The 21,540-nt window shown below is 72.6% G+C and carries 32 protein-coding genes; all 32 read right to left on the minus strand.

The window, feature by feature from the left end:
- Positions 1 to 28: 28 nt before the first annotated feature.
- The 32 genes from ABZ671_RS18720 to ABZ671_RS18875 all read right to left on the minus strand — a co-directional run bounded on the left by ABZ671_RS18720 (position 29) and on the right by ABZ671_RS18875 (position 21,515).
- Complete coding sequence (locus ABZ671_RS18720) at positions 29 to 784, minus strand: hypothetical protein (RefSeq protein ID WP_357859216.1); 756 nt, start codon at positions 782 to 784, stop codon at positions 29 to 31.
- A gap of 59 nt (positions 785 to 843) precedes the next feature.
- Positions 844 to 1,242 carry a hypothetical protein gene (locus tag ABZ671_RS18725; RefSeq protein ID WP_357859219.1) on the minus strand — a complete coding sequence of 133 codons (399 nt, stop codon included), beginning with the start codon at positions 1,240 to 1,242 and terminating at the stop codon, positions 844 to 846.
- A 119-nt stretch (positions 1,243 to 1,361) separates the two neighbouring features.
- Entirely contained in the window at positions 1,362 to 2,177 is an 816-nt protein-coding gene (locus ABZ671_RS18730; protein ID WP_357859222.1) for a hypothetical protein, read from the minus strand.
- 72 nt (positions 2,178 to 2,249) lie between these two features.
- Complete coding sequence (locus tag ABZ671_RS18735) at positions 2,250 to 2,432, minus strand: hypothetical protein (protein ID WP_357859225.1); 183 nt, start codon at positions 2,430 to 2,432, stop codon at positions 2,250 to 2,252.
- Positions 2,433 to 2,565: 133 nt separating this feature from the next.
- Positions 2,566 to 2,949, minus strand: coding sequence for a hypothetical protein (locus tag ABZ671_RS18740; protein WP_357859227.1), 384 nt, complete (start codon positions 2,947 to 2,949; stop codon positions 2,566 to 2,568).
- Between the two features lie 125 nt (positions 2,950 to 3,074).
- Positions 3,075 to 3,590: a DUF3846 domain-containing protein gene (locus ABZ671_RS18745; protein ID WP_357859230.1), complete on the minus strand. Its 516-nt coding sequence runs from the start codon at positions 3,588 to 3,590 to the stop codon at positions 3,075 to 3,077.
- A 56-nt stretch (positions 3,591 to 3,646) separates the two neighbouring features.
- A complete protein-coding gene (locus tag ABZ671_RS18750) occupies positions 3,647 to 4,210 on the minus strand; it encodes a helix-turn-helix transcriptional regulator (RefSeq protein WP_357859233.1) in 564 nt (187 codons plus the stop codon).
- On the minus strand, positions 4,207 to 4,419 hold the full coding sequence (locus ABZ671_RS18755) for a hypothetical protein (protein WP_357859236.1): 213 nt from the start codon (positions 4,417 to 4,419) through the stop codon (positions 4,207 to 4,209). Before ABZ671_RS18755 ends, ABZ671_RS18750 begins: the two co-directional genes overlap by 4 nt.
- Positions 4,419 to 6,335 carry a DNA cytosine methyltransferase gene (locus ABZ671_RS18760; protein ID WP_357859239.1) on the minus strand — a complete coding sequence of 639 codons (1,917 nt, stop codon included), beginning with the start codon at positions 6,333 to 6,335 and terminating at the stop codon, positions 4,419 to 4,421. Before ABZ671_RS18760 ends, ABZ671_RS18755 begins: the two co-directional genes overlap by 1 nt.
- 58 nt (positions 6,336 to 6,393) lie before the next feature.
- Positions 6,394 to 6,987, minus strand: a complete 594-nt coding sequence (locus ABZ671_RS18765; RefSeq protein ID WP_357859242.1) for a hypothetical protein — start codon at positions 6,985 to 6,987, stop codon at positions 6,394 to 6,396.
- Between the two features lie 55 nt (positions 6,988 to 7,042).
- Positions 7,043 to 7,423 carry a hypothetical protein gene (locus ABZ671_RS18770; protein ID WP_357859245.1) on the minus strand — a complete coding sequence of 127 codons (381 nt, stop codon included), beginning with the start codon at positions 7,421 to 7,423 and terminating at the stop codon, positions 7,043 to 7,045.
- Positions 7,420 to 8,271, minus strand: a complete 852-nt coding sequence (locus ABZ671_RS18775; RefSeq protein ID WP_357859376.1) for a ParB/RepB/Spo0J family partition protein — start codon at positions 8,269 to 8,271, stop codon at positions 7,420 to 7,422. Before ABZ671_RS18775 ends, ABZ671_RS18770 begins: the two co-directional genes overlap by 4 nt.
- Positions 8,272 to 8,276: 5 nt before the next feature.
- Positions 8,277 to 8,813, minus strand: a complete 537-nt coding sequence (locus ABZ671_RS18780) for a hypothetical protein (protein WP_357859248.1) — start codon at positions 8,811 to 8,813, stop codon at positions 8,277 to 8,279.
- Entirely contained in the window at positions 8,813 to 9,439 is a 627-nt protein-coding gene (locus ABZ671_RS18785; RefSeq protein WP_357859251.1) for a hypothetical protein, read from the minus strand. The genes ABZ671_RS18780 and ABZ671_RS18785 overlap by 1 nt, the downstream gene beginning before the upstream one ends.
- 325 nt (positions 9,440 to 9,764) lie before the next feature.
- Complete coding sequence (locus ABZ671_RS18790) at positions 9,765 to 10,154, minus strand: hypothetical protein (protein WP_357859254.1); 390 nt, start codon at positions 10,152 to 10,154, stop codon at positions 9,765 to 9,767.
- Positions 10,147 to 11,577, minus strand: a complete 1,431-nt coding sequence (locus tag ABZ671_RS18795; RefSeq protein WP_357859257.1) for a DUF5131 family protein — start codon at positions 11,575 to 11,577, stop codon at positions 10,147 to 10,149. The genes ABZ671_RS18790 and ABZ671_RS18795 overlap by 8 nt, the downstream gene beginning before the upstream one ends.
- Entirely contained in the window at positions 11,574 to 11,834 is a 261-nt protein-coding gene (locus ABZ671_RS18800) for a hypothetical protein (protein ID WP_357859260.1), read from the minus strand. The genes ABZ671_RS18795 and ABZ671_RS18800 overlap by 4 nt, the downstream gene beginning before the upstream one ends.
- Complete coding sequence (locus ABZ671_RS18805; RefSeq protein ID WP_357859263.1) at positions 11,834 to 12,118, minus strand: hypothetical protein; 285 nt, start codon at positions 12,116 to 12,118, stop codon at positions 11,834 to 11,836. Before ABZ671_RS18805 ends, ABZ671_RS18800 begins: the two co-directional genes overlap by 1 nt.
- 208 nt (positions 12,119 to 12,326) lie before the next feature.
- Positions 12,327 to 12,866 (minus strand): hypothetical protein, encoded by a 540-nt coding sequence (locus tag ABZ671_RS18810; RefSeq protein WP_357859266.1) that lies wholly within the window; start codon positions 12,864 to 12,866, stop codon positions 12,327 to 12,329.
- Between the two features lie 448 nt (positions 12,867 to 13,314).
- Positions 13,315 to 14,295 (minus strand): peptidoglycan-binding protein, encoded by a 981-nt coding sequence (locus ABZ671_RS18815; protein ID WP_357859269.1) that lies wholly within the window; start codon positions 14,293 to 14,295, stop codon positions 13,315 to 13,317.
- Entirely contained in the window at positions 14,295 to 14,489 is a 195-nt protein-coding gene (locus tag ABZ671_RS18820; RefSeq protein ID WP_357859272.1) for a hypothetical protein, read from the minus strand. The genes ABZ671_RS18815 and ABZ671_RS18820 overlap by 1 nt, the downstream gene beginning before the upstream one ends.
- A 45-nt stretch (positions 14,490 to 14,534) precedes the next feature.
- Positions 14,535 to 15,107 carry a hypothetical protein gene (locus ABZ671_RS18825; protein ID WP_357859275.1) on the minus strand — a complete coding sequence of 191 codons (573 nt, stop codon included), beginning with the start codon at positions 15,105 to 15,107 and terminating at the stop codon, positions 14,535 to 14,537.
- Positions 15,108 to 15,136: 29 nt separating this feature from the next.
- On the minus strand, positions 15,137 to 16,768 hold the full coding sequence (locus ABZ671_RS18830) for a hypothetical protein (protein WP_357859279.1): 1,632 nt from the start codon (positions 16,766 to 16,768) through the stop codon (positions 15,137 to 15,139).
- A gap of 26 nt (positions 16,769 to 16,794) precedes the next feature.
- Positions 16,795 to 17,163: a hypothetical protein gene (locus ABZ671_RS18835; RefSeq protein ID WP_357859282.1), complete on the minus strand. Its 369-nt coding sequence runs from the start codon at positions 17,161 to 17,163 to the stop codon at positions 16,795 to 16,797.
- 52 nt (positions 17,164 to 17,215) lie between these two features.
- Positions 17,216 to 18,145: a hypothetical protein gene (locus ABZ671_RS18840; RefSeq protein WP_357859285.1), complete on the minus strand. Its 930-nt coding sequence runs from the start codon at positions 18,143 to 18,145 to the stop codon at positions 17,216 to 17,218.
- Positions 18,146 to 18,227: 82 nt separating this feature from the next.
- Positions 18,228 to 18,614 carry a hypothetical protein gene (locus ABZ671_RS18845; RefSeq protein ID WP_357859289.1) on the minus strand — a complete coding sequence of 129 codons (387 nt, stop codon included), beginning with the start codon at positions 18,612 to 18,614 and terminating at the stop codon, positions 18,228 to 18,230.
- A complete protein-coding gene (locus ABZ671_RS18850) occupies positions 18,611 to 18,796 on the minus strand; it encodes a hypothetical protein (RefSeq protein ID WP_357859292.1) in 186 nt (61 codons plus the stop codon). The genes ABZ671_RS18845 and ABZ671_RS18850 overlap by 4 nt, the downstream gene beginning before the upstream one ends.
- Before the next feature lie 90 nt (positions 18,797 to 18,886).
- Positions 18,887 to 19,249 carry a hypothetical protein gene (locus ABZ671_RS18855; protein WP_357859295.1) on the minus strand — a complete coding sequence of 121 codons (363 nt, stop codon included), beginning with the start codon at positions 19,247 to 19,249 and terminating at the stop codon, positions 18,887 to 18,889.
- Positions 19,246 to 19,758, minus strand: coding sequence for a hypothetical protein (locus tag ABZ671_RS18860; RefSeq protein ID WP_357859298.1), 513 nt, complete (start codon positions 19,756 to 19,758; stop codon positions 19,246 to 19,248). Before ABZ671_RS18860 ends, ABZ671_RS18855 begins: the two co-directional genes overlap by 4 nt.
- 89 nt (positions 19,759 to 19,847) lie before the next feature.
- Positions 19,848 to 20,477: a hypothetical protein gene (locus ABZ671_RS18865; protein WP_357859301.1), complete on the minus strand. Its 630-nt coding sequence runs from the start codon at positions 20,475 to 20,477 to the stop codon at positions 19,848 to 19,850.
- Positions 20,478 to 20,553: 76 nt separating this feature from the next.
- Positions 20,554 to 20,964 (minus strand): hypothetical protein, encoded by a 411-nt coding sequence (locus tag ABZ671_RS18870; protein ID WP_357859303.1) that lies wholly within the window; start codon positions 20,962 to 20,964, stop codon positions 20,554 to 20,556.
- A 98-nt stretch (positions 20,965 to 21,062) separates the two neighbouring features.
- Positions 21,063 to 21,515 (minus strand): hypothetical protein, encoded by a 453-nt coding sequence (locus ABZ671_RS18875; protein WP_357859305.1) that lies wholly within the window; start codon positions 21,513 to 21,515, stop codon positions 21,063 to 21,065.
- Positions 21,516 to 21,540 lie beyond the last annotated feature (25 nt).

Consider the following 21,540-nt stretch of genomic DNA (forward strand, 5'->3'; position numbering starts at 1 on the left):
CGACGTTCAGGTCGGCCCGGCGGCGCGGTCAGCGGTCGGGCAGGGTCAGGTTCATGGTGGTCAGCCACTTCTCCAGCAGCGGCACGACCTCCGCGCCGGGTAGGCCCCGGTGCTCGCTCTTCACCATGGCGAGCTGCTCGTAGAGCCGCAGGATGGTCTGCCCTTCCCTGGTTGACGGGTCGGGCGTCCACCCTCGGTCGAGGGGCTGCCGGTCGCGGATCGCGGCCTGCTCGGCGTACCCGGCGTGCTCCTTGGCGAGAACGGTGAGCACCTGGCTGAGTTGCTGGTTGAGCCGGTCAATGCGGACGCCATGGCCGCGCATCCGCTCGGGGGCGAGGTGCCAGCGGTGGTAGCCGACCAGTTCGTCGTGGTCGTCACGGGCGAGCCAGTGCCGGACGAGGGCGTGCACGATCTCCCCGGCGCGGCGGCTGGTGCCCGTGGGTGCGCTGCCGCCGCCGGAGCGACGCACGGACAGCCAGCCGTACGGGCTGGCGGGGTTGGTGGCGGCAGGGTTGAAGGTGCTCGCGCCTTCCAGCTCGACGCGGCACACCACCGGCCGGTCGGGTAGCTGGTCGGTGCGGATCCAACGGTGCTCTCCCTCGACCCGGCCGAAGGTGACGTGCACGTAGTCCCGCTCGTCGTACAGGCGACCGTGGGCGTCCGGTTCGATGGTGAACGCGCCGATGCCCTGGACCTGGTAGACGCAGCGGCCGTACTGGTCGGGGATGGTGGTGAAGGTGATCGACCGGCGGGCGGTCAGCTGGATGGTGGTGCCGTCTTGCACTGGGGTCTCCCCTGGTCGCGCCGGGGGCGGGTCGCTCTCCCGCCCCCGGCGTGGAATGGTCAGCGGTCGGTGTTGCGTGCCTCGTCCAACGCGCGGCGGGCCTCGGTGCCCCGCACGGCGGCCTTGCGCATCATCGTGAGTAGCCACGGTGCGCCGATTCCCTCGTGCACGACGTAGCCCGCGCCGGCCGCGATGCCGGCCTGGAGGGCCAGCGGCAGGGTGGAAGCGGTCAGCAGCACCACGTCCCCGCAGTGCTCGTTGTCGGGCAGGGTGGAGGTGATGACGGTCGCTGCCATGTCGGGGGCGATGACGACCAGCGGCGCGGCCTTCCACAGGTCGGTGGCCGCCGTGGTGTCGGCGGTCATGTGGACGGACGCGCCGGTGTGGTCGGCGTAGACGCGGAACTCCTCCCGGCGGTGGTCGCTGCCGGTGATGAGGAGGACGTCAGGGAGGTGCATGGGGTCTCCTTACTTCGGCGGGTCGCTCACCCGCACACCCCAAAGTGTAGCAGAATTTCGCCCCGGGATGTAGGTCGGGGGCCGGACACGAGGCCGACCCCCGACGCTGTTTCCGCAGGTCAGCTGGCGTCGCGGATCTGCACCACCCGCTCGTCGGTGATCCGCGCCAGCCGCGCCAGATCAGCCGGCCCCATGCCCCCCGCCGACAGCTCCCGGATCGCCTCGTCCCGCGCCCGCGTCAGCGCCGTGCGCCGCGCGGCTAGGCGCCGCACCTCGCCGGCTCGGTCGGCGACCAGCTCCGGGTCGGCCTCCGCCTTCTGCGCCCCGGCCTGGTGTGGGTAGACGTCCCGCACGGCCGCGCCGGCCAGCGTTGCGGCCTGCCGGTTCGACCAGCCCGCGTGAACGGTCAGCGCCGCGGCGGCCCGGTTGCGGGCCTCCATCGCGTCCGCGTGTTCGTCGCTGACGGTCCTCAGCTGCTCGGCAGCTGCCTCCAGCCGGGCGATCGACGCATCCGGCAGGTCCAGCACCACGTCGGTGTCCGCGACGTCGGCGCCGGTCGCCTCCTCGGCGGCTAGGGCGCTGGCCTGCTTGTAGAGCGCCCACAGCTCCTTCACGTCGCCCTGCGCGGCCTTGAACGTCTCCTCGGCGCGGGCCTTCGACACCCGGCGCGGCGGTGTCACACCCTCGACGGCCTCCCGCACCTGGGCGACCTTGTTTGGGCGTCCGTGAATCTCGGTGCACAGCTGCGTCCACGTCCAGCCGTGGTGGAAGTGCAGGGCGGCGCCCCACCGGTTCCGCTCGGCCAGGGCGCGGCGGTGCGCGGCGCGTAGCTCACCGGCGAGGATTTTCCCGGCGGTCGGCCGGTCCGGGCCGGCGCGTTCCGCCGCTTCGGCCAGACGGTTTCGGTACGTGTCGACGGGTTCGGTCGTGTTCATGGGGTCTCCAGGGGGTTCGCGGGGCGGCCAGGCGACCTGCCACCCCTTACCGTAACAGAGGTTAACGTCGTGTCAGTGTCGGTGGCGGCGGCTGCCCGGCTGGCAGTGCGGGCACGGGCGCCGCGTCCCGGAGACGACGGTGATCTCCGGCACCGAGCTGGCCGGCCGTGGGGCCTTCGGGCGCATCCGCGGCGGTCCGTCGATCTCGGTGAGCAGCTGCTTCGCGTCGCGCGTGGCGGTGTCGATGGCGTCCATCTGGGGTCTCCAGTCGTTTGGAGCGGGTCGCTCACCCACTCACACCCTTCAATGTAGCCGGCATTAACCCGTGTGGGCAATACCGGACACAGACGAGGGGCGGCACCCGGCGGTGCCGCCCCTCGTCTGGCTGTCAGAACAGCGCGCCCACCAGCACCGCCGCCGGGTCCGGCTCGACGGCCGGGGTGGTCGGCGGGTAGAGGAAGGACCGCATGTCGGCCAGCAGTGCGGCCTCCCACCGGGCGTGTGCCTCCCGGTCGGCGTCGGTGGTGAGCGCGTCCATCGCCCGCTGGAGGATCTCCTCGATGTAGAGGCCCCGGGCGGCGATCGGGTCGGCGGCGACGACGCGCATCTGGTCGGTGATGGTGGCGCGGGCCTCGTCAGCGGTGTGGGTGAGGCTGGCGCGGACGGGGGCGAGCACCGCGCGGGCCTCGCGGCCCCAGCCCTGCGCGACGGCGTCGGCCAGGCCGGCTTCGAGGATCTCGGCGGTCCGGACGAACATGGCCTCAGTGATCATCGGGGTCTCCCTCGGTTGGGGCGGGTCGCTCACCCGCCTACACCCCAAAGTGTAGCAGACATTAGTGGCCATGGGAAGCTGGGGCCGCCCTACGTGAGGGCAGCCCCAGCACCCGGCCCGGCCTGCTACATCAGGCCCATCTTCTGAAGGAACTCCACCGCCACGTCCGGCACCGAGACGGTCTCGCCCTCGTCGTTGCAGCCCGAGATGATCGCCGGCCCGACCAGTCGGGTGTACCGCTGCGCCACCAACGCCTCCTCCATCGCGTCCCGCAGGCTGAGGCTCACCGCGCCCGACCACTCGCAGGTGGCCAGCGCCCACTTCACCGCGTGCACGAACGCCGTGGCCCGCTCGTTGAACGGCAGACCCATCAGCAGGCCCTCGTCGTTGATCCACACGTCCACGCCCTCGGCCGTCCGCACGACGTCCACGTAGCCGCCCACCGTCGCCTGCATCGCCCGCAGCGTTGACCCGTTCTCGTCCCGGGCCAGGTACCGCAGGGTGATCGGCTCGTCCTCGTCGGCGGGGATCACGACTACCCGGATGCCGTCGGCGTCGCCCGGGACGCTGCGCATGGCGTCGAGGCTCACCGTCGTGTCGGCGATGGCCTGGTCGATCGCGTCGATGATGTTGCTGCTCACGTGGGGTCTCCTATCTGTCGGGTCGCTCACCCGCACACCCCAAAGTGTAGCACAGATTAAGCCACTTGTGAGGCGCGGTCCCGCGCCGACCACCTCTTGACCACCTGCTCCGACACCCTTAGCCGCGCGGCCGCCTCCTCCAACCGCAGGCCCTCACCGCGCAGCTTCGCAGCCACTGCCTGGCGGTGCTCGGCGTTCAGGTCCGACCACGGCACCATGCCGGCGGCGGCCCGCTCCACCACCTCCGGGTCGAACGGCGCCCACCGCCTACGCGCCAACGGCCGACCGAGCACGAGTAGGGAGTGCAGCTCCTCGATCCGCTCCGCGGTCGGCCCCTGGATCCGCTCCGCGTGCAGGATCGCGGACAAGCGGCTCTTCGCCCAGCCCAGCCGGTCCGCCAGGTCGTCGTACGTGTGCCCCTTCAGCAGCTGCCGCAGCATCGCCGCGTACCGGCCGGCGCGGACCGTCTCCGGCGCCGGCTGGGCACCGCGAGCGCGCCGGTAGCGGGCGGCGTCCAAACTCCGGGCGCGGCGTGCCTCGGGGCAGCGGCAGCCGTGCCGCCGGTACGCGTACAGGTCACCGTGCACCCCTGCGGGGCACGCCGGGTCCGGGGCGGTCACGGCTGCGGCTCCGACCGGTCCGGGGTCGCTTGCTTGACCGCGCACGCCGCGCAGTCCCGCCACGTCAACCGCACCGACCGGCCCGTCATCGTGCCCGTCAGCGAGTTACCGCAGACGTGCGGGTTCTCCTCGAACGGCACGGGCCGGCCGAGGACGTGGCTCGCGCCGAGCCACACCCCCCGGCCGGCCGCCTCGCGCGGGGTGGCCATCAGACCGCCGCAGCCTCGCCGTGCAGCGCGGCCCGCAGCCGCCGACCGATCCACTCGCCGACCTGCGGCGAAACAGCGTTACCGAACCCGTCGATCTGGTCGCGGGCGGAACCCCACACGACGAAGCTGCCCTTGTAGTCGGGAAAGTCGACGTCGAACCCACAGCCCCGGCCGACCTCGTGCTTGCCGAGCATCCGGAAGTGGCACTTCTCAAGGGGCAGAGCAGAGAGCGCTTCAAGCCACCAGTCGGGAGCATGCTCCGGTCCGGCGGCCGGCTGCTCGTGCCAGCCGGAAAACAGCAGCCCCTGGCTGGCTCCGGTCGCGACGACCGTGCCGAGCGGGTCACTGACCGGGTGCGCCCGGTACGGCGCTTCGTTGATCGAGCCGTTGTTCTTGATATACCCGGCGGCGGTGAGCAGGCCCGGGGTCTGGTCGGAGGTCACCGTCGGCATCGGCTCGGCGTGGACGGTCGGCACCGTGTTCCGGCGGAACGGCAGGATCCCGGTGGACAGGACACCGATGCCGCCTGACCCGGCGTTACCGACGACCGTTGCCATGGGCTCGTTCAGGCTGCGGCTGGTCGCGTTCTCCCTGTTCGCCGTGATCCCCGCCGTGAGCAGGCCCATGGTTTCCGACCCGCCCTGCGTCGGCAGGGGCTCTCCGACGCTGCGGGGGGCGCCCTGATAGTTGTCGACGGCGGCGAGCAGCACGGCCTTCTCATGGGTCGACGTGACCGTGTCCATGGGCCGGCTGATGTGCTGGCCGTCGCCGTTGTGTCGGTGCGCGGCGAACACGTGACCCGTCAGCGCGGAGGGTTGCCTGATCGCGCCGGTGGAGAGCAACGCGGTTTCCTGCTGGCTGGTCTGGGTGACCATCGGCTGCCACGGGTGTCGCTCCGTGCCGCGCGCCGCTTTGGCGGGCATGAGGACCGCGGGGAACTCCGGGAACCGCTGCCGGCAGCGCTCGGCGCGGGCCATCGTCGCCGGGGCGAGCGGGTTGGGGCGGTCGCCGATCCGGGGCCCCAGGTCGCTGAGGTCGAGTGCGTTGATCGAAGGGGTCATCGGCGGGATGACCTCGGAGCGGCAGCGCGGGCACCGGTAGTTGTACTGCTTGCCGTAGTTCACCGACCCGGTGAGCGGGATGCCGGTCTTCCACGTCCACACCGCCGGGACGATCTCGGAGCACCGGCCACACCACGACGCCGGCCGGTGCTCCAAGTCCGGGGCGGGGATGCTCTTGTCCCAGAACACGCAGTAGTACCGGTTCCGCGACTGCGGCACCCCGAAGAACATGGAGTTCAGGTACAGCACCTTGTGCCGGTAGCCCAGGTTGTCGAACCGTTTGAGCCACCACCGGTAGGTCGACCCGTCGCCGATCTTCGGCTTGCCGGGGATGGCCGGCCCCCACGACGTCAGCTCGGTGGTGCACTCGACAAGGATCATGCGCGGGTGGTGCTCGGCGGCGTAGTGCAGCACGCAGTTCGCGGTCGCCCGATCCCGCTCGCTGCGGGTCACCCGCGCCTCGAACTCCGGGTCATCGAGGTCAAACAGGCTGAGGCGCTGCTCGTACGCCTTCTGGGTGTTGGCCTGGGAGTGGTTCACGCAGGACACTCCGGCCACCAGCAGATCAGCCTTGGGCAGGTCACGGGCGGAGTGGTAGTCGGAGGAGTCGGGGTCGACCAGGTCGGCGATCCAGTGCTCCGCGTGCGGATGGTTGGCCTCGTGAACCTGCACTTTGTAGCTGTTGTGGTTCGCCGCCATGATCGTGGTGAATCCGGCCATCTCGATGCCCCGCGTCAGCCCACCGAAGCCGCTGAAGAGGTCAACGGCGACGAGGTCGTCATGGGCAAAACGACGGCGGCGGGTGGCGGGCCTGTGCTCGGCGACGCGCCGAGCCTTCCTACGCTTTGTGGCCAAGGGGGGTCTCCGATCATTCCGGCGGGTCGCTCACCCGCACCGTGTGCTGTAGCGGTGGTTAACGTCCTTCGGCGGCCGGGCGCACGCCGATCAGCTCGGCGAACGCTTTCACCCGCTCGTACTTCTCGGCGGTGGTGTGGCCGTCCCAGGCGGCCGGGTGGGCGGGCAGGTGCCACGACACCTGCCCGCCGCCGGGCAGTTCGATGTAGACGACGACCGGGTGCGGGTCCGTCGGGTCGTAGCCGACCCCCGCCGGTACGCCCACCTTGTGGGCCAGGCCGACCGCCGCCCAGATCAGGGCGTTGCGGTGGGCGTACCGGGCGGTGATCTCCGGGGTATCCGGGCCGGTGTGGCCGTGCCGGGACGGGTCGACGGCGGCAATGTCGGCCAGGACGTGGGCGAGCCGCACCTCGGCCGGCTCGGCGGCCCGCAGCGCGCCGACGATGTGGTCGAGCTGCTCGGGCAGACCACGCAGGTGCCAGGTCAGCATCTTGGTGGCTGGGTCCTGGTGGGCGACGCCGTGAGGCCGCACCGGCCCGGGCCCGGACCACTCGCCAAGCAGCGTCTCGACCGTATCGAGCAGGGCCTGGTGTTCGGGGGTGAGCTCTTCGCTGCGACGTCGCCGGATGGGCCTGCTGCTCTTACTGGACACGAGGGTCTCCGTCCCGGCGGGTCGCTCACCCGCACACCCTTCACTGTATCAAGGGTTAACCCGTGGGGCTACCCTGGCGCGGTACGCGTGGCCGGCGCCGGATGGCGTTCAGTTCGCGGCCGATCGTGCCGTTCAGCAGGTCGATCGGCCGCCACACGCCCACGTTCTGCCCGGCTGCGGCGAGGGCGTCCATCCACACCTGCTGGTCCGGCTCGACCCTGCCGTTCGTGCTCTTCGTTTCGCGGTACAACACCTCGCTGCCGACGATGACCAGATCGAGCCAGCCCTTCCCGTCGCCCTGTACCGGGGTGCGCCAGCCCTTCTCCGTGCGTGCCGGCCGGAAGTGCGCTGTGCGTAGGTGCATCGTCTGGCAGAGACTGAGGATGACCTTGAGTAGATCGTCCTCGCTCATGTCCAGGCCGAGGCGGGCCTTCATCGGGCGGTCACCTCGTCCGGTGCGCAGCGGACGCAGCCAGGCGACCGCAGCAGGCCCTTCTCGTAGGCCAGGTGGACGGCGTGGGCGGCGTTGCGGGCACCGAGGTGCTGGTACAGCGACTGTATGTGCGTCTTCGCGGTCGACAGGGAGATGCCGAGCGCGGTGCTGATCCCCTCGGCGCTCGCACCGTCGGCGAGCAGCGCGATGATCTGCCCGCGCCGCCCGGCCATCGGCATCTGCGCAGCGGGCCGCCCGGGCGCCGCGGTGCTGCGTGTCGCTTGCCGGCGCTGCTGGGTGGGCTGGCGGCCTTCCCGCATCGCCCGCCGGTTCGACAGCCGGAACAGCGCCTCCGACACGGACATGCTGCCGGCCTGGACGTCCCGCTGCTCACCGGGTTCGAGGTGCACCAGGCTGATCCGGTCACGCACCCAGCCGGTGCTCTTACCGACCATCCGCGAGATGGCCTCGCGGGTCAGGTTCTGCTCGAACATCAGCTTGTGCAGGGCGCGGGCCTCGGCCATCGGGTCGAACGGCTGCGCGTGCGCCTGGATGCTCAACTGCCGGACGGTACGGCGGACCGCGTTGTCGTCGGCGTGCCGGACCACCGCCATGAGGTGGCCGATGCCGGCCATGCTGGCTGCGGCGTGGCGGCGGTGCCCGTCGAGCAGCTGGTAGCGGCCGTCGGGCAGGGGCTCCACCAGGACCGGCATCAGTTGCCCGACCGCGCGCAGGTTCGCGGCGAGTTCGGCGACGTCACCGACCTCGCCGCGAACGTTCGGGCCGGGCTCGATGGCGTCGATCGGGATGCGCAGGAACGCGTGGTCAGCGGCAACCGCCGGGGTGGCCATCACGGTCACGACATCCTCCAGGGGCTGGCCGGGGTGGGCTGGTCGAGCTGGGCGCGGATCGCGTCGACCACGCCCTCGTCCTTGATAGGCCACGGGACGGCTTGCATCCCCCGGCACTGCACCGGCTCGGCGAGCGCGCGGACGTCGGCCAGCACCAGGTGCCAGGCAGCCCGCGCGTTCGTCCCGTGCACGGCCTGCCCCCACGGCTGGCAGCACACCCCCTTGCCGGCGGCGACGGCACGGTGCGCGTCGACCAGCTGCCCGACGGCGATCACCGCCCCCAGAGCGAGCGTTGGTGTGGCCGACTGCGGCCGGCGCAGCGGCGCCGGATACCACCGCGGATCCCAGACGTTCCCCCGCCCGCCGAGCAGGTCCAGGGCGGCGCACGCCTCCCGGTCCGGCAGCGGCGCGTCGCTCACCTCGATGCTGGCGTGGATGGCGATCTCACCCCGGTACCGGGCGTTCTGGCCCCGGTTCTCGACCGGCTTGCGCCCTTCGGCGATCGCCCACGCCCACGGCTGCTGGATGGTGATGGCACGCATCAGGCGTCAGCGCCCCGCAGCGCGGCCAGCTCGGCGCGGGCCTCGGCCAGCTCCCGCTCCGCCTGCACCCGCAGCTCGTGCGGCGACTGCCCGTCGGGGCGGACCACGATGAGTTTGAACGGCCGCCCGTCCGGCGCGGCCAGCGTCGTCTCCACGTAGTTGGCCGCGCCGGACGCGTCGAGGAACCCTTCCAGCGCGTCGGCCATGGCCTCCACCAGCCGCGGGCCGCGCTTCACCATCACCTCCCAGTGCCCTTCGGCGCCGGGGCCCATCCGCACGAGGTGCGGCACCTCGGCCTGCAACTCGGCGACCAGGGCGCGGAGCTTGTCGACCTCGCTGCCGTCGCCGCGCCGGCGGATGCACTCCGGGCACTCGATGACGGCCCGGACGACCATCGGGGCGGTCTCGGCGGACACCGGCTCCCCGCACAGGGTGCAGCGCAGCGGGCCGGCCTCCGTCTCGTTGAGGGCCTCGGTGAGGTTGCCGATGAGGCTCAGCAGGTACGGCACGGTGTTCGCGGCCTTCCGGGCGGCCCCGAGCTGCTCGGCGAGGCTGCCGGTCTCGCTCGCGGCCAGGTGGGCGTCCCACGCCTTCTGGGCCTTCTCCGGCCAGGTCAGTTCGGTCACGGGTTCCTCCAACTGGGAATTCGTCTGGGTGGCTGGGTGGTCAGATGAGGGCGGGCTGCTGATGGCGGGGCTTGGACTGGGCCGGCACCGGCGGCTTGGCCGGCTCGGGCTGCGGGACGCCGCGGCGGCGGAGCACGTCGGTGGCGAGGGCGCGGACCCGGCTCGGTCCGGGCCGCCGGGGCGGGCAGTTCGGGGGCGGGGCGGCCCTCCCGGGCAGCGGCGAGCGCCGCCCGGACCAGCGCGCCGCCCCGCTCGGCCCGGGTGCGGGCTTCGTCGGGGGTGCGGGCCTGGCGCACGGCCAGGTCCCGCTCCCACGGTCGCCGCCTCATGCGGCAAGCGCGCCGAGCGCGGCGACGAACGGGTCGACGTCCCAAACCCAGCGGACCGGCACGCCGAGCTGTTCCGCGTAGCGCACCTCGGAGCGCGTGGAGTCGCCGGGCCGGCCGTCGGGGACGACGGCAATGACAAGGTCGCTGCGGCGGATTGCCGCGTGGTGCCCCGTGGTGAGGTTGGCGAGCTGGCCCGGGGTGAGGTCGCTCTCTCCCGGAAGGGGCGGGATAGGGGCGTTGACGAGGTGGCCGGCGAGGGCGAGGGCGCGCTCGACCCGGCGGAGTGCCTCCGGCGCCCGAGTGATGCTGCCGCAGAGGGTGATGGCGAGGCTGGGTTCTTGGGCGGTGCTGGTGGTCGCGTGGTCGGCGAAGTACGGCTCACTCACCGAGCACCGCCGGGTACTCCTCGATGACCTCGCCGTCCAGCTCGTTCCCGGCGGTCTTCTGGCCCACCCGGTACATCGCGTGCAGCTGCGCCTTGTCGTGACCGGCGCGGAGGGCCTCGCCGACGCGCGGGCCGTCCGGCCAGGCCAGGTCACCGGGCTGGTAGACCGTGCCGTCGTTGGCGACGGTGATGCCGGGGTCGCGGGCGTACAGTCCGTCCGGGCCGACCTTCGGCAGCGGGCCGTGGTCGCCCCACTGCTTGAAGAAGAACTTCGTGCCGGCGCTGGCCCGGCACTGGTCGCGCAGCGAGCGCGCCCAGGCGGGGTGCATCGGCCGGCAGCCGGGGCCGGTCTCGCCGCCGACGACGACCCAGTGCAGACCCAGCTGCTCCCGGACGTGCCGGCTGGTGAACGAGGTGTAGCCCATGTCCCCGTCGTCCAGCCAGGACGGGGCGGGCGCGGCCGGGTCGAGGGCGATCCGGCCGATGTTGTTCCAGGCGTGGATGTACCGGCCAACCGCCCGCAGGTCGCTCTTCGGCCCCATGTCGGCGGGGTCAGCCCACCGCTGACCGAACGCGGGTGCGCCGTTCGTGTGGGCGTTCCGCAGCCATGCTCGCGGGCCTCGGCCGATGCTCTCGGACCAGAACGACTCGATCTGCTCGCGGGCCTTCGCGGGCACCCAGTCGGGCCAGGTCCACTCGTGCCAGGTGGCAGGGGCGTCGCCGGGCGACATGGGGGTGCGCGGCGGGATCCACCGGGTGAGGTCGACCGGGCCGAGAAGCGGCTCGGCGGAGATCCACCGGACGGCGGCGGGGGTGTCCAGCAGGGCGGGGATACGCAGGTTGGCGGTGGCCTGGTCCTCGACGCTGACGCCGATCCACGCGTTCGGCAGCGGCCACACCCACGGCGGCGCTCCGGCGCTTTCGGCGGCCTGCACCCGGCGGCGCTCGTCGCGGTTCAGCGGGATCGTCGGGTCGTCGGCCAGCTTGTTGATCCAGCTTTCCACCGCCAGCCGGAACGCGTCGCTGGACAGCACGGACCGCATCCGGGCGTGCCGCTTGGTGAGCAGCTGGTAGTGGTGCTGGGGGGTGAGGGCCATGACGGCGAACGCCTCGGCGATGATGCCGATCGGGACGTCGGCGTGGAACAGGTCGCTCATGGAGTTGACGAAGATCCGGCGGGGCTTGCGCCAGCTGAGCGGCTTGTGCAGCCGGTCCTCGATGACCCGGATGCGGCCGGTCCAGTCGACGCGGCCGGCCCGGCGCTCGACCAGGCCCTCGTACGCGTTGGCGATCTTCGGGTTCGGGTTGCTCTTACGGATGTTCGCCGTGGTGATGGCGTAGCAGCCGTCGCAGCCCTTCGAGACCCGCTCGCAGCCGAGCAGGAAGTTCCAGGTCTCGTCGGTCCAGCCGATGTTCGTGGTCACGCGCTCCTCCGGATCGAGGTGAGGTGGAAGCCGCGCCCGGACGGGCAGCGGTGGACGAGGTTCGCCGCGCCGGTGGTGGCGGCGATGGACACGGCGACGTTGATCGCGTCGTGCTCGGTCGGGTACAGGGCGGTGCCGTGGCAGGGGCCGCACCGGCGGGGCCGGCGGCGGCCTCGGGCGGGCCGGCAGCCGCGGCGGCAGCTGTCCAGGCCGGCGCGGCAGCGGCGGCACCGGCCGAACAGGATCGGCGTGGCCATCAGAGGAGTCCGGCGCGGGTGAGGGCGTCGAGGATCGCCTGGGCGGTGTGGACGCGGGCCTGCTCGTAGGCGACAGGCTGGGTGGTTGCGCCGCCGGTGCGGGGGCTGCCGGGGGCGCCGCATCCGCAGACCCACACGTACAGGTGGCCGCCGAGGTGGATGGTGACGGCGTGGTGCTGGGCGAGGGTGTCGGCGACCAGGACGCGGAGCGCGTTGACGGGCTGGGGTACGTGCAGGGGGGCGGCCGTGATGGTGGTCGGGTTGGTGGGGGTGGTGGTGGCCACGGGGGTCTCCGTTCGTTCAGGTGGCGCACGGGCAAAGGACAACGCGGGCGGGCTGGCCGCCTTCGGTGGTGCCGGTCCACACTCGCCAGCCGGCGGCCCGGGCGGACTCCTCGCTGGAGCGCCGCCGGGCGCCGCATTGCTGGCACGTCAGCCGCCGTCGGGGGGCGGCTCGTGGACGTTGGAACAGGGCTGGGGTGTGCACCCCGGGTCAGCCGGGCTGCTGCTGCCGCTGCCGCTGCCGGTAGAGGCGGGCGTGCATGTCGTCGGTCCAGCGGTGCGGGGGCAGCCAGTCGTAGAGGGGCCGCAGGTCCCCGCCGGCGACGCGGGCGGCGTCGTCCAGGGCGAGGGCCTGGATGGTGAGATTGTCGGCGATGACCGGGTGGTCGCCCTTGATGCTCTTGGCGAGTTCGCGGCGGCCCTGGGCGGCGTCGCGGAGCGTTTTCGCGAGGGCGGCCGGGCCGGCGATGTCGGCGAGGAGCTGCATGCCGGCGTCGAGGGCCGCGCGGGCGGTGTCGGCGTCGGGGCTGGCCGGGTCGAGCCACACGATGCTGGTGGGGTGTTTCCCGCCGTGGGAGTGGATGTACTCGGCGTCCTCGACGGTCCGCCAGATGACGGTGGACGGCCGGTCGGACAGCCACTGGACGAGGGCGCGGCCCTCGGGGAGGACAGCGCCGTAGGCGACGATGCCGGTGCCGGACATGCCGGTCGGGTCGGTGTCGCGGCGAAGCGCGAACAGGCGGTCGAACATGAGGCTCCGATCAGGGCTTGGAGACGGGGCAGCCCGACCGGCTCCGGGGAAGGGGAGCCGGTCGGGCTGCTCGGAAGCGCAGGAGGGTCACCGCACACACCCGCCGACACCGCACTCAGTGCCACTGGCGGCGGGGGCTCTCATGCGAAGGCGGTGACCACTCCTGTGCTGGACAGCAGGCCCGGTTTGGGCGTGCTGCTGGAGGTCCAGGTCCGCCCGTCGGGCGGGGATGGTGTGGCTCACCGGGGCCTCCTCGCGGTGCCGGGTCGCTCACCCGGTACCGTTGTATGCGATTCTATGCGACACCCCACAGTGTGGCAACCCTTCGCCGGGCCGGGTGTTTTGACGGAGACGCCCGCCGGCCGCACCCCGGGGAGGTGGGGGCAGCCGGCGGGCGGGTATTCGAGACACACCTCGGCCTTGACCGGACCGGGGCCGAGGTGCTCCATCAGCCGTTGACCAGCCGCGCCCACGTCTTCGGACCCACCACGCCGTCGACCGTGAGCTTCTTGGCCTTCTGGAACGCCCGCACCGCCGCGTCGGTCTTCGCCCCGAACACGCGGTCGACCGTGATGCTCCAGCCGGCCGCCACCAGCAGGCCCTGCACCACACCAACCGCGGTGCCGGTCGAGCCGCGCCGGACGGTCGGCTGGCTGGTGAGGAGCTTCCCCCACGTCTGCGAGCCGCAGATGCCGTCCACGCTGATCTTCGCCCGGCCCTGGAACACCCGGACGGCCGCGTAGGTGCGGGCCCCGAAGTCCCCGTCAACCACGAGCTTGGCGACGCCGTGGCCGTTGAGAGCGCCCTGGAGGCGGCGCACCCACGTCCCCTTGCTGCCCTTGCTCAGCGTCGGTCGGCCGCTGGCCGTTGGCGGTTTCGCGGCGGGCGGCTTCGGCGCCGGGGCCGGGGTGGGCTTGGGCTTCGGGGCGGGCTTGCCGGTGCGCCACCGCTCGTAGTCCGCGAGGATCGAGGAGTCGGCGTACTCGCAGCCCGGGTCGAACGACATGTGCAGGTGGTCGTCGGAGCTGTAGACGGGCTTCCAGCCGGCCATCTGGTTGTAGTGCCGGTTGGAGATGTTGAAGTACTTGAGGTGCGGGTATCGGCCGGCCTTGACCTCGCCGAGGAGCCACTTCTCGAACTTCACGGGCTCCGGCACCCGCCCGTCGATCGCGTACACCCAGCCCGGCTTCGGCGAGACCGTCTTACCGTCGATGACGGTGCTGTGGGAGCTGCGGGAGGTGTGGTCGCCGGCGTTCTTCAACGCCCAGTGCGCGGCGTTACCGACCACGCCCAAGCAGACGTACGCGTCGTCGGCAAGAGCGACGTAGAACTGCCACTCGTCCACGACCGGGCCGACCGGCCGCCACGCCCGGTCCACGTTGTAGTAGGTGTCGTGGGTGATGCCGCCCGTCAGCGTCGCGGCGCCCATCAGGCGTCACCCGTCTCGTCCGGGCCGGCGTCGACGATCGCCTCGACCGTTTGGCGGTCCTCGATCGGCAGACCGTCCTCACCGATGCCGTGTGCGATCTGGCAGACGGGCATGAGTTCCGCCGCGGCGGCGAGCGCGTCGTCCGTCTTCTCCCAGGGCTCGATGTCCTGGGGAGGGGTCGTGTCCTCGTCCATGCCGGGCACCATGACCCCGGGCGGGAGTTAACGTCCCGGGCTTGATCAGCCGGCGACGAAGATGGGCGACACGTAGTAGTTGGCCCTGTTGCCGCTGACGGTGGCGGGCGGCATGCCCACACTGCCTATCCAGCCATTTTGGTTGTAGGCATACAGGTGCCCCTGCCACCTGCCCCACTGGTCGGAGCTTTGGGTGGTGGCGACGTACCGGTTGGTCTCCAGGACCGCGTAGTAGCCCTCGTCAAGAGTCGACGGCACACACGGGACCGGCGAATCGAAGCGCACGTTGAGGTCGGTGCCGTACGCTGCCGGCGCGACGCTGAAGTCCTTCGACGCCAGCAGTGTGGGACCTACAGTGGAGTACAACCGCACACGCGGCTGCGGGATCGACCCCATGCCGGACAGCGGCACCCTGAACCGCACACCAACGGTCTTGCCGAGAACCCCCACCTCGTACCGGACAGCCAACGCGTACAGGCTGCCGCCGTCCATGTTGTCGGGCAGCACCGGATTGGGTGGTGTCCAGGTGAACCACTCGTCTGTGACCGTGGGGGCCGGGCCGAACGGGATCGACAGGCCGGCCTGGTCCCGGTAGCAGCCCTCGGCGGTGCTGGCCATGAGGCCAGATGGTGTCCGGTAGTGCAGGGTCACGGCGTGGCCCCCTTGATCCACACGTCGCCGGGGTTGGTTGTCGGGTCGGCCGGCCCGCCGAGGTAGACCCGGGCCCCGGTGACGGGCCGGTAGGTGTCGACGTCCCACAGCATGACGGTGGGCCGGGCGGTCAGTCCGGGCACGGTGGGGGCGGCGGCGGTGCCGGCCAGGTCCCCGGCCAGCTGCACTACGCCCTTCGCCCCGGTGGTGGCGTCGGGGAGGCGCGCGGCGGCCAGTGTGCCGGAGCTGATGTCGGCGGCTGTGTGGGTGTGCACGGCGGGTGCCGCGCCGGCCTCGGCCGGGGTGTGCGTGTGCGCGGCGGGCGCGGCGCCGATCGAGGCCGGGGTGTGCGTGTGGTCGGCCGTGGCCGCGCCGACGTCGGCGGCACCCAGGACGACCACGCCGATGCTGCCGTTCACGGACAGCACCGCGTCGGCGGGAGTGGGCAGCACCTTCCAGTTGGACAGCGCGGTGGCCGGTTCGGCGGCGAGGATGCACGCGCCGGGAAGGTCCGTGCGGATCGCCACATCGCCCTGCTGCGCGGGCAGCGCCTGCATCTCCGCCGCACTGCCGACGGTGAACACGTCGGTGATCGCGAGGGCGGGCAGCTGGCTGGTGGGTAGCACCCCGCCGACCAGCGGGCCGGCCGGCCCGCCCTCCGCGCCGATTGCTGCGGTGGTGACGTACTCGGGGTGGGCGTGGACGTCCTCGGCCTTCCCCGCGAGCGCGTCGGCCACCTCCGCGCCGGTCGGGTAGCGGCCGTCGTGGTTATGCCCGATCGGGGATGCGCCGACGTCCGCTGCGGTGATGGCCGGCAGCTGGCCCTTCGGCAGCTTCCCGCCGCCGTCGAGGGAAGCGACCCCGTCGGGTGCGCCGACCGCGCCGGCCGGCACGTACGGGTGGCTGTGGTTGGCTGGGGCGCGGCCGGCTAGGGCCACGTCGATCTCGGACTCGGTGTAGTACCGGTCGTCGTGGGTGTGGCTGGCGGGCGCGGCACCGACCTGGCTGGCAGTGATGGCCGGGAGCTGCGCGGATGGGAGTTTCCCGCCGCCGTCGAGGGTGGCCACGCCGCCCGGCTGGCCGCGCGACGCGAGGGGCACGTACCGGTCGGACAGGTCGACCGCCCCCGTGCGGCCGTCGACCGACGTGACCGCACCCGGGCCTCCCCCGCCGTTGCCTTCGGGGAGGTGCTCGGCGGGGACCAGGCCATCGGGGCCGAGCGGGGCGACACCGCCGGGCTGGCCGACCTGCCCGGCGAGCACGTACGACACCAGGCCACGGGACGGTTCGGCCGGGGCGAGGTCGGCCAGGTCGACGGTGGCGGGGCCGGGCGGTAGGTGGATGTCGTAGGTGCGGGTTTCGCCGTTGATCCGCTCGACCACCCACCACGTCACCCCGTCCGGGTTGCCGTCGGCGGCGGCCAGCGACGGCAGCTCCACGGACGGCAGTGCGCCGTCGATCAGCTCGACCTCGACCCGGGTGGGGATGAGGATCAGGTCGTCGGTGGGCAGCTGCACCCGGTCGCGAAGCTGGAAGGCGACGGTGCCGGGTGCGGGCGTGCCGCCCTGGTCGGCGAGCGTGTACCGCCCGGTGACGGTGACCGGGGCGAGGTTCGGCGGGTACGACACGGGGGCATGGTGGCCGCCGGACCGGGTTAGCGTCCCTGGTCGCCGGGTACGCAGTCAGGGCCGATCGGAGGGTCGTGCTGGACGTCGCCGCAGTCAGGCCAGCGGCACACGAGCGCAAGGTGCCCACCGCAGAAGCAGTTCACCCAGCCGCGGGCGGCCCGGGTCGCGGAGCCGCCGTCGTACGGGTGGCCGCGCGGGCAGCTGCTCGGCTCATCGCCTACCAGTTCCCGCACCGGCTCGTACCGGTGTGCCTCGATGTCGGGGTTGGCGCGGGCGGCGTCAATCAGGTGGCGGAGCTCGGCCACGGTGTCGACGCGGCGGACGGTCGTGCGGTCGCCGGGCAGGCCGGGTCGCCAACGGACCTCCACCTGCCAGCGGCGCACCCACTCGGACACGGAGCGACCCTACCGAACACATGTTCGGTAGGGTCGCTGGCTGTGCTCGTGGTTACTGAGAGTCGCCCGCGAGGCGGCTGACTTCCTTGATCCGCTGATCCTGCTCCTTGAACTGCCGTGACAGCTTCCGCCGACTCGGGCCAGCCCCGTAGCCGTGGTACTCGTCCGAGGAGCCGATCCACCAGTCGCTGGTGTCGAGGCCGATCTGGCGGCCAACCCCGTCGATACTGTCGATCAGCTCCAGGGTTCGCTCCGGCAGGCCGTCGATGAGTCCAGCGGCGGGCTCAACCGCCTGGTCGAACTGTTCCGCTGCCGCCAGCGCCGCCGTCCGCGCGTCGGCCAGGCGCAGCAGCGTGGCACGCCACTTCCCATCGGGTGCATCGTCCAGCGCCGCGTAGGCGGCGTCGGCGGCTTGCTTCGCGCGCAGGTACGCCTCGGCGGCCGGCGCGGCTTTACGCAGGACGGCGGCGACGTCCCGGTGGTAGCGGGCGACACGCCATGAGGTGTGGGCAGCGCGCGCCTCTCGCTCGGCGGCCGTCCAGGCGTCCGACACCGCTCGGCGCTCGGCACTGCCGACCTCGAAGGCGTCGCAGGCGTTACGAAATGCCAGGCTGGCGCTCTCTGGCAGCGTCGGCTCCGGCTCGTCGCCGGTGAACGCCTTGAACTGGTACTTGATGCCGAAGTGGGTCTCTTTGGCGGACACGAAGTGCGGGTGGTGCCAGGTGACGGTGGTGGCCGCCGACGGCGCGGGCGTGGGCATGGGGGTCTCCTTGGTCGCTCGGTCGCTGTAGTCGATGCCCTGCGCGGTCAGGTCGGCGTACACGGTGTCGCGGCTGCACCCGGCGGCGCGGGCCAGCTCGGCTACGTTGCGGCAGCCGGCCCGCCAGGCGTCGGCGATGAGCCGGGGCCGCGCGTTGGCCTGGTGCTGCGCCCACCGTTGAATTTCGGCGAGCGCGGCGGCGCGGGGATCGATCGCGTTCATCGCCTCAGGCTATGTCGAGTGAATCGACATGTCGAGTGAATCGACAGGCGTGTCAGGTAGTAGACAGTCCGGCAGGTGCCGGTCAGAACGCGATGACCGGGCCGCCGCCGGCGATGCCGCCGTACAAGCCGGGCTGCCCGGTGAGCACGTCACAGCCCAGGTCGATCGCGGCGAGCACCGCGCTGGCCGCGTCGACCCGGCCCACGGTGTCGAGGGTGACGGCCAGGGCCTGCCAGCTGTCCGGGTCCGGTAGCAGGATCTCGGCGGCGCGATGCTGGACCAGCAGCGTCAGGCGGTCCTGGTCGGTGACGACGCGGGCCGCTTCGGCGAGGCACAGCACCGGCAGCCCGAACACGCAGTCGTCTTCGTCGGCGACTTCGGCGAGCACCTCGCCGACGTCGATCGACTCGCGGCCGAAGGCGATGATCGCGGACGTGTCGAGGACGATCCGGACGGTCGGGTGGGTCACGCGGCGCGGGCCGGCATGCCGAGCTGGGCGCGGGCGGCAGCATCGAGGTCCGGTGTCCACCGGGCGCGGGCTTCACGCAGCCGGCGGCGGGCGCGCGCTTTCCCCTCGTCGGTCACGGTGATGCCGGCCGCGGCGAGCATCGCCGTGGTGTCGGTGCCGGTCTCGGGGGTCTGGCTGGCCATGTCCGCAGGATACCCCCGTTGCGGCCGGCAGTCACCCGTGACGCGGAGCGGCCCCGGACCAGCTGCTGGTCCGGGGCCGCTTCGGGTGGGTCAGGTGGTGTAGAGCTGGAACAGCCAGCCCGGCAGCGGGTCCGGCTCCGGGGTGAGGTGCTTCGCCGCGTGCACCCCCGTCAGGGCCTGGCCGAGCGCCCGGTCCAGGTCGGTCCAGGACACCCAGTCCGAGTCCGTGTCGCCGAGCGTCCGGCCGGCGGCCATGGCGAGCCGCAGGTGCCGGGCCGCCTCGACCAGGTGGTGGCCGAGCTCGGCGCGGGCGTCGCGTACCGCCGTGAGGTGACGAACCTCCGCCCCGTGGCCGGGGCAGAACGGGGAGCCGTCAGCGGGCTCGCCGGGGCAGGTGCCGTCGGTGTCGACAACCGGCGCCGGGCAGACGCGAACCCGGGCGGGGGCGGTCATGCGGGCTGCCCGGCGGTGGTCCGCTCGGCGATGGTGCCGCCGTGCTGCCGGATCAGGTCGTCCAGGTCGGCGACCATGGCGGGCCAGATGTGCTGCTCCCACAGCCGCGCGTACGCCAGGGTCGGGCCGAGGGGCATTCCGGCCTGGGCCATGGCCGAGCCTTCGGCGTCGGTGAGCTGCCGGAAGAACTCCCGGTACGGCTCGGGGGTGGCGGTGACCGCCTGCCGCCACAGGCCGGAGCCCTCCGGCGTGGCGGTGAGCCGGCGGGCCAGGTCGCGCATCTGGGTAGCGGCCCGCCGGTACGCGGTGGCGGTGCCCTCCTGCCAGACGCTGACGGTGATCGGCTGGCCCTCGTCGGCGTTACGGCGGGCCTCGTGGTCGGCGTACAGCTCGAACTGCTCTCCGATCGCCGTGCACACCGCGGCCGCGAGGGCGGCGGGGTGCAGCGGGGCCTCGACCACCTGGCGGATCCGCTCGCCAAGGTCGGTTGTCGGGGGGTGCTGCTGCATGGGTGGGTCTCCACTTCCGGGCCGGTCGCTCACCGGCCCACGGGTTGCAGGGTAGACCGCCGTGTCGAGCACGGCGGCCAGCCCGGCCGTCACGCGCTGGCGGCGGCCGGGACGTAGAGGGCGCGGTACTCGCGCGGGTCGAACACGTCGTAGCCGGGGTCGGCGCCGCCGAACTCGTGCCGCCACCACAGCCCGTCGGTGAGCTGGGTGCTGCCGACGCAGGTGACGGGCGCGCTGGGCCGGTAGCCGGCGAGCGCGGCGGCGATGAGGGAGGTGTCCCGGTCGACGGTGGCGCGGCGTGGCAGGTAGATGACGACGCCCTTACCGGTGGCCAGTGCCGTGCTGCTGGTGGCGGCCTTCATGCCGAGGCCAGCCGACCAGGCGACCGCGAACACGGCGGCGAGGCGGGCGCGAACGTCGGCCAGGGTGGCGGCGGGCACGTGGAGCTTGTGGCCGGAGTGCGAGTCGGGCGAGAGTAGCTGCTTCCACGCCGGGGTCGGGGTCGGGCTGGTCTCGGCGATCGAGTGCCAGCGGGCGATCGAGTCCGCCGCGTTCTCGGCGACCATGGCGCGTTCCAGCTCGGACAGGTCGGCGGGGTTGGCGAAGCGGGCCGGACCGGCGATGTCGTCGGGCAGCTGGACGCCCTGGATCTCCCACCAGTCGGGGGCGGCCGGCGCGTTGTGGACGGCCGGCGGGGTGACGACGGTGGCGGTGGTCACGGGGTCTCCGATCGTGCGGCGGGTCGCTCACCCGCTCTGCCAGGGTGGGCCGGGCCGCCGGGGCGGCCTGGGAAGGTCAGGACCAGCGGGAGCCGTGCTGCTCGCCGCCGCACGGGCACTCGCAGTTCGGGCCGGTCGCCGAGCGGCACCGGCCGTCGCACGTCTTGTCGACGTTCACGGTGCCGGCGACGGTGACCACCTTCATGACCCGCTTGTGGTCGGGGCACACCCAGCCCAGGGCGGTCATGCCGTCGATCCACGCCTGCACGTTCCGGTCCGAGGTGTAGCCGGCGAGGGCGGCGAGGGACGGGGTGTTGCTGTGCCACATGCTGTGCGGGCTCATCGGGCCGACGGCGGTGGGGATCGACCAGCGGGTGTAGGTGCGGTGCCGTTCGGTGACGATCCGGCCGGGGAGGGTGTTCCGCTTCCGCTGCTTGCAGCCCTTGACGATGCAACGGCCGATCGCGTGGACGGTGGTGGCGGTCATCGGGGCCTCCTCGCTCGGCGGGTCGCTCACCCGCACACCCCAAAGTGTAGCAGACGTTAGGGAGGGTGGGAAGCCCGCATAGACAGGCCGCGCCGGGCTTACCACTCGCCGCCGTGCTCAGCGATCCAGGCCGCGTACGCCGCGTCGTACGCGTCGTCGGCGGTGGCCGCCTCCACCACCCCGACCCACCGGTTGTCCAGGATCGCGCCCCACCGGCCGTGGACCTCCACCTCGCCGGGCGTGGCGGCGAACAGCCGCAGGTAGTAGCTGTCGGCGAGACCGATCACGGTCCACTTGCCGCCGGCGGCCTCCACCTGCCAAGCCGGCGCGTCGTCGGCGGTCTGCTGGTTTGGGGCGCCGCCGAGCAGGCGGGCGGCGTCGGCGAGGATCCCTGCGGCCTGGTCGGGGCTGCCGGCGGTGACGGTGCGGACGAATCGGCGTTCGGGGAGCCGCCACTCGCCGACGACGCTGCATTCGCCGGGGATCACAGCGAGGACGGACAGGGTGCCGGTGCTGTCGCTGGCCTGCGCGATCACGGTGTACTGGGTCACCAGGGGGGCTCCGATCCTCTGGGCG

It is taken from the genome of Micromonospora sp. NPDC006766, assembly GCF_040636055.1.
Classification (GTDB): Bacteria; Actinomycetota; Actinomycetes; order Mycobacteriales; family Micromonosporaceae; genus Micromonospora.

Excerpts from the sequence above, each read along its gene's own strand:
- ABZ671_RS18725 (WP_357859219.1), bottom strand. The coding sequence starts at position 1,242 with ATGCACCTCCCTGACGTCCTCCTCATCACCGGCAGCGACCACCGCCGG.
- ABZ671_RS18730 (WP_357859222.1), bottom strand. The coding sequence starts at position 2,177 with ATGAACACGACCGAACCCGTCGACACGTACCGAAACCGTCTGGCCGAA.
- ABZ671_RS18735 (WP_357859225.1), bottom strand. The coding sequence starts at position 2,432 with ATGGACGCCATCGACACCGCCACGCGCGACGCGAAGCAGCTGCTCACC.
- ABZ671_RS18740 (WP_357859227.1), bottom strand. The coding sequence starts at position 2,949 with ATGATCACTGAGGCCATGTTCGTCCGGACCGCCGAGATCCTCGAAGCC.
- ABZ671_RS18755 (WP_357859236.1), bottom strand. The coding sequence starts at position 4,419 with ATGGCCACCCCGCGCGAGGCGGCCGGCCGGGGGGTGTGGCTCGGCGCG.
- ABZ671_RS18770 (WP_357859245.1), bottom strand. The coding sequence starts at position 7,423 with ATGAAGGCCCGCCTCGGCCTGGACATGAGCGAGGACGATCTACTCAAG.
- ABZ671_RS18775 (WP_357859376.1), bottom strand. The coding sequence starts at position 8,271 with ATGGCCACCCCGGCGGTTGCCGCTGACCACGCGTTCCTGCGCATCCCG.
- ABZ671_RS18780 (WP_357859248.1), bottom strand. The coding sequence starts at position 8,813 with ATGCGTGCCATCACCATCCAGCAGCCGTGGGCGTGGGCGATCGCCGAA.
- ABZ671_RS18800 (WP_357859260.1), bottom strand. The coding sequence starts at position 11,834 with ATGGCCACGCCGATCCTGTTCGGCCGGTGCCGCCGCTGCCGCGCCGGC.
- ABZ671_RS18810 (WP_357859266.1), bottom strand. The coding sequence starts at position 12,866 with ATGTTCGACCGCCTGTTCGCGCTTCGCCGCGACACCGACCCGACCGGC.
- ABZ671_RS18815 (WP_357859269.1), bottom strand. The coding sequence starts at position 14,295 with ATGGGCGCCGCGACGCTGACGGGCGGCATCACCCACGACACCTACTAC.
- ABZ671_RS18820 (WP_357859272.1), bottom strand. The coding sequence starts at position 14,489 with ATGGACGAGGACACGACCCCTCCCCAGGACATCGAGCCCTGGGAGAAG.
- ABZ671_RS18825 (WP_357859275.1), bottom strand. The coding sequence starts at position 15,107 with ATGGCCAGCACCGCCGAGGGCTGCTACCGGGACCAGGCCGGCCTGTCG.
- ABZ671_RS18840 (WP_357859285.1), bottom strand. The coding sequence starts at position 18,145 with ATGAACGCGATCGATCCCCGCGCCGCCGCGCTCGCCGAAATTCAACGG.
- ABZ671_RS18850 (WP_357859292.1), bottom strand. The coding sequence starts at position 18,796 with ATGGCCAGCCAGACCCCCGAGACCGGCACCGACACCACGGCGATGCTC.
- ABZ671_RS18855 (WP_357859295.1), bottom strand. The coding sequence starts at position 19,249 with ATGACCGCCCCCGCCCGGGTTCGCGTCTGCCCGGCGCCGGTTGTCGAC.
- ABZ671_RS18860 (WP_357859298.1), bottom strand. The coding sequence starts at position 19,758 with ATGCAGCAGCACCCCCCGACAACCGACCTTGGCGAGCGGATCCGCCAG.
- ABZ671_RS18870 (WP_357859303.1), bottom strand. The coding sequence starts at position 20,964 with ATGACCGCCACCACCGTCCACGCGATCGGCCGTTGCATCGTCAAGGGC.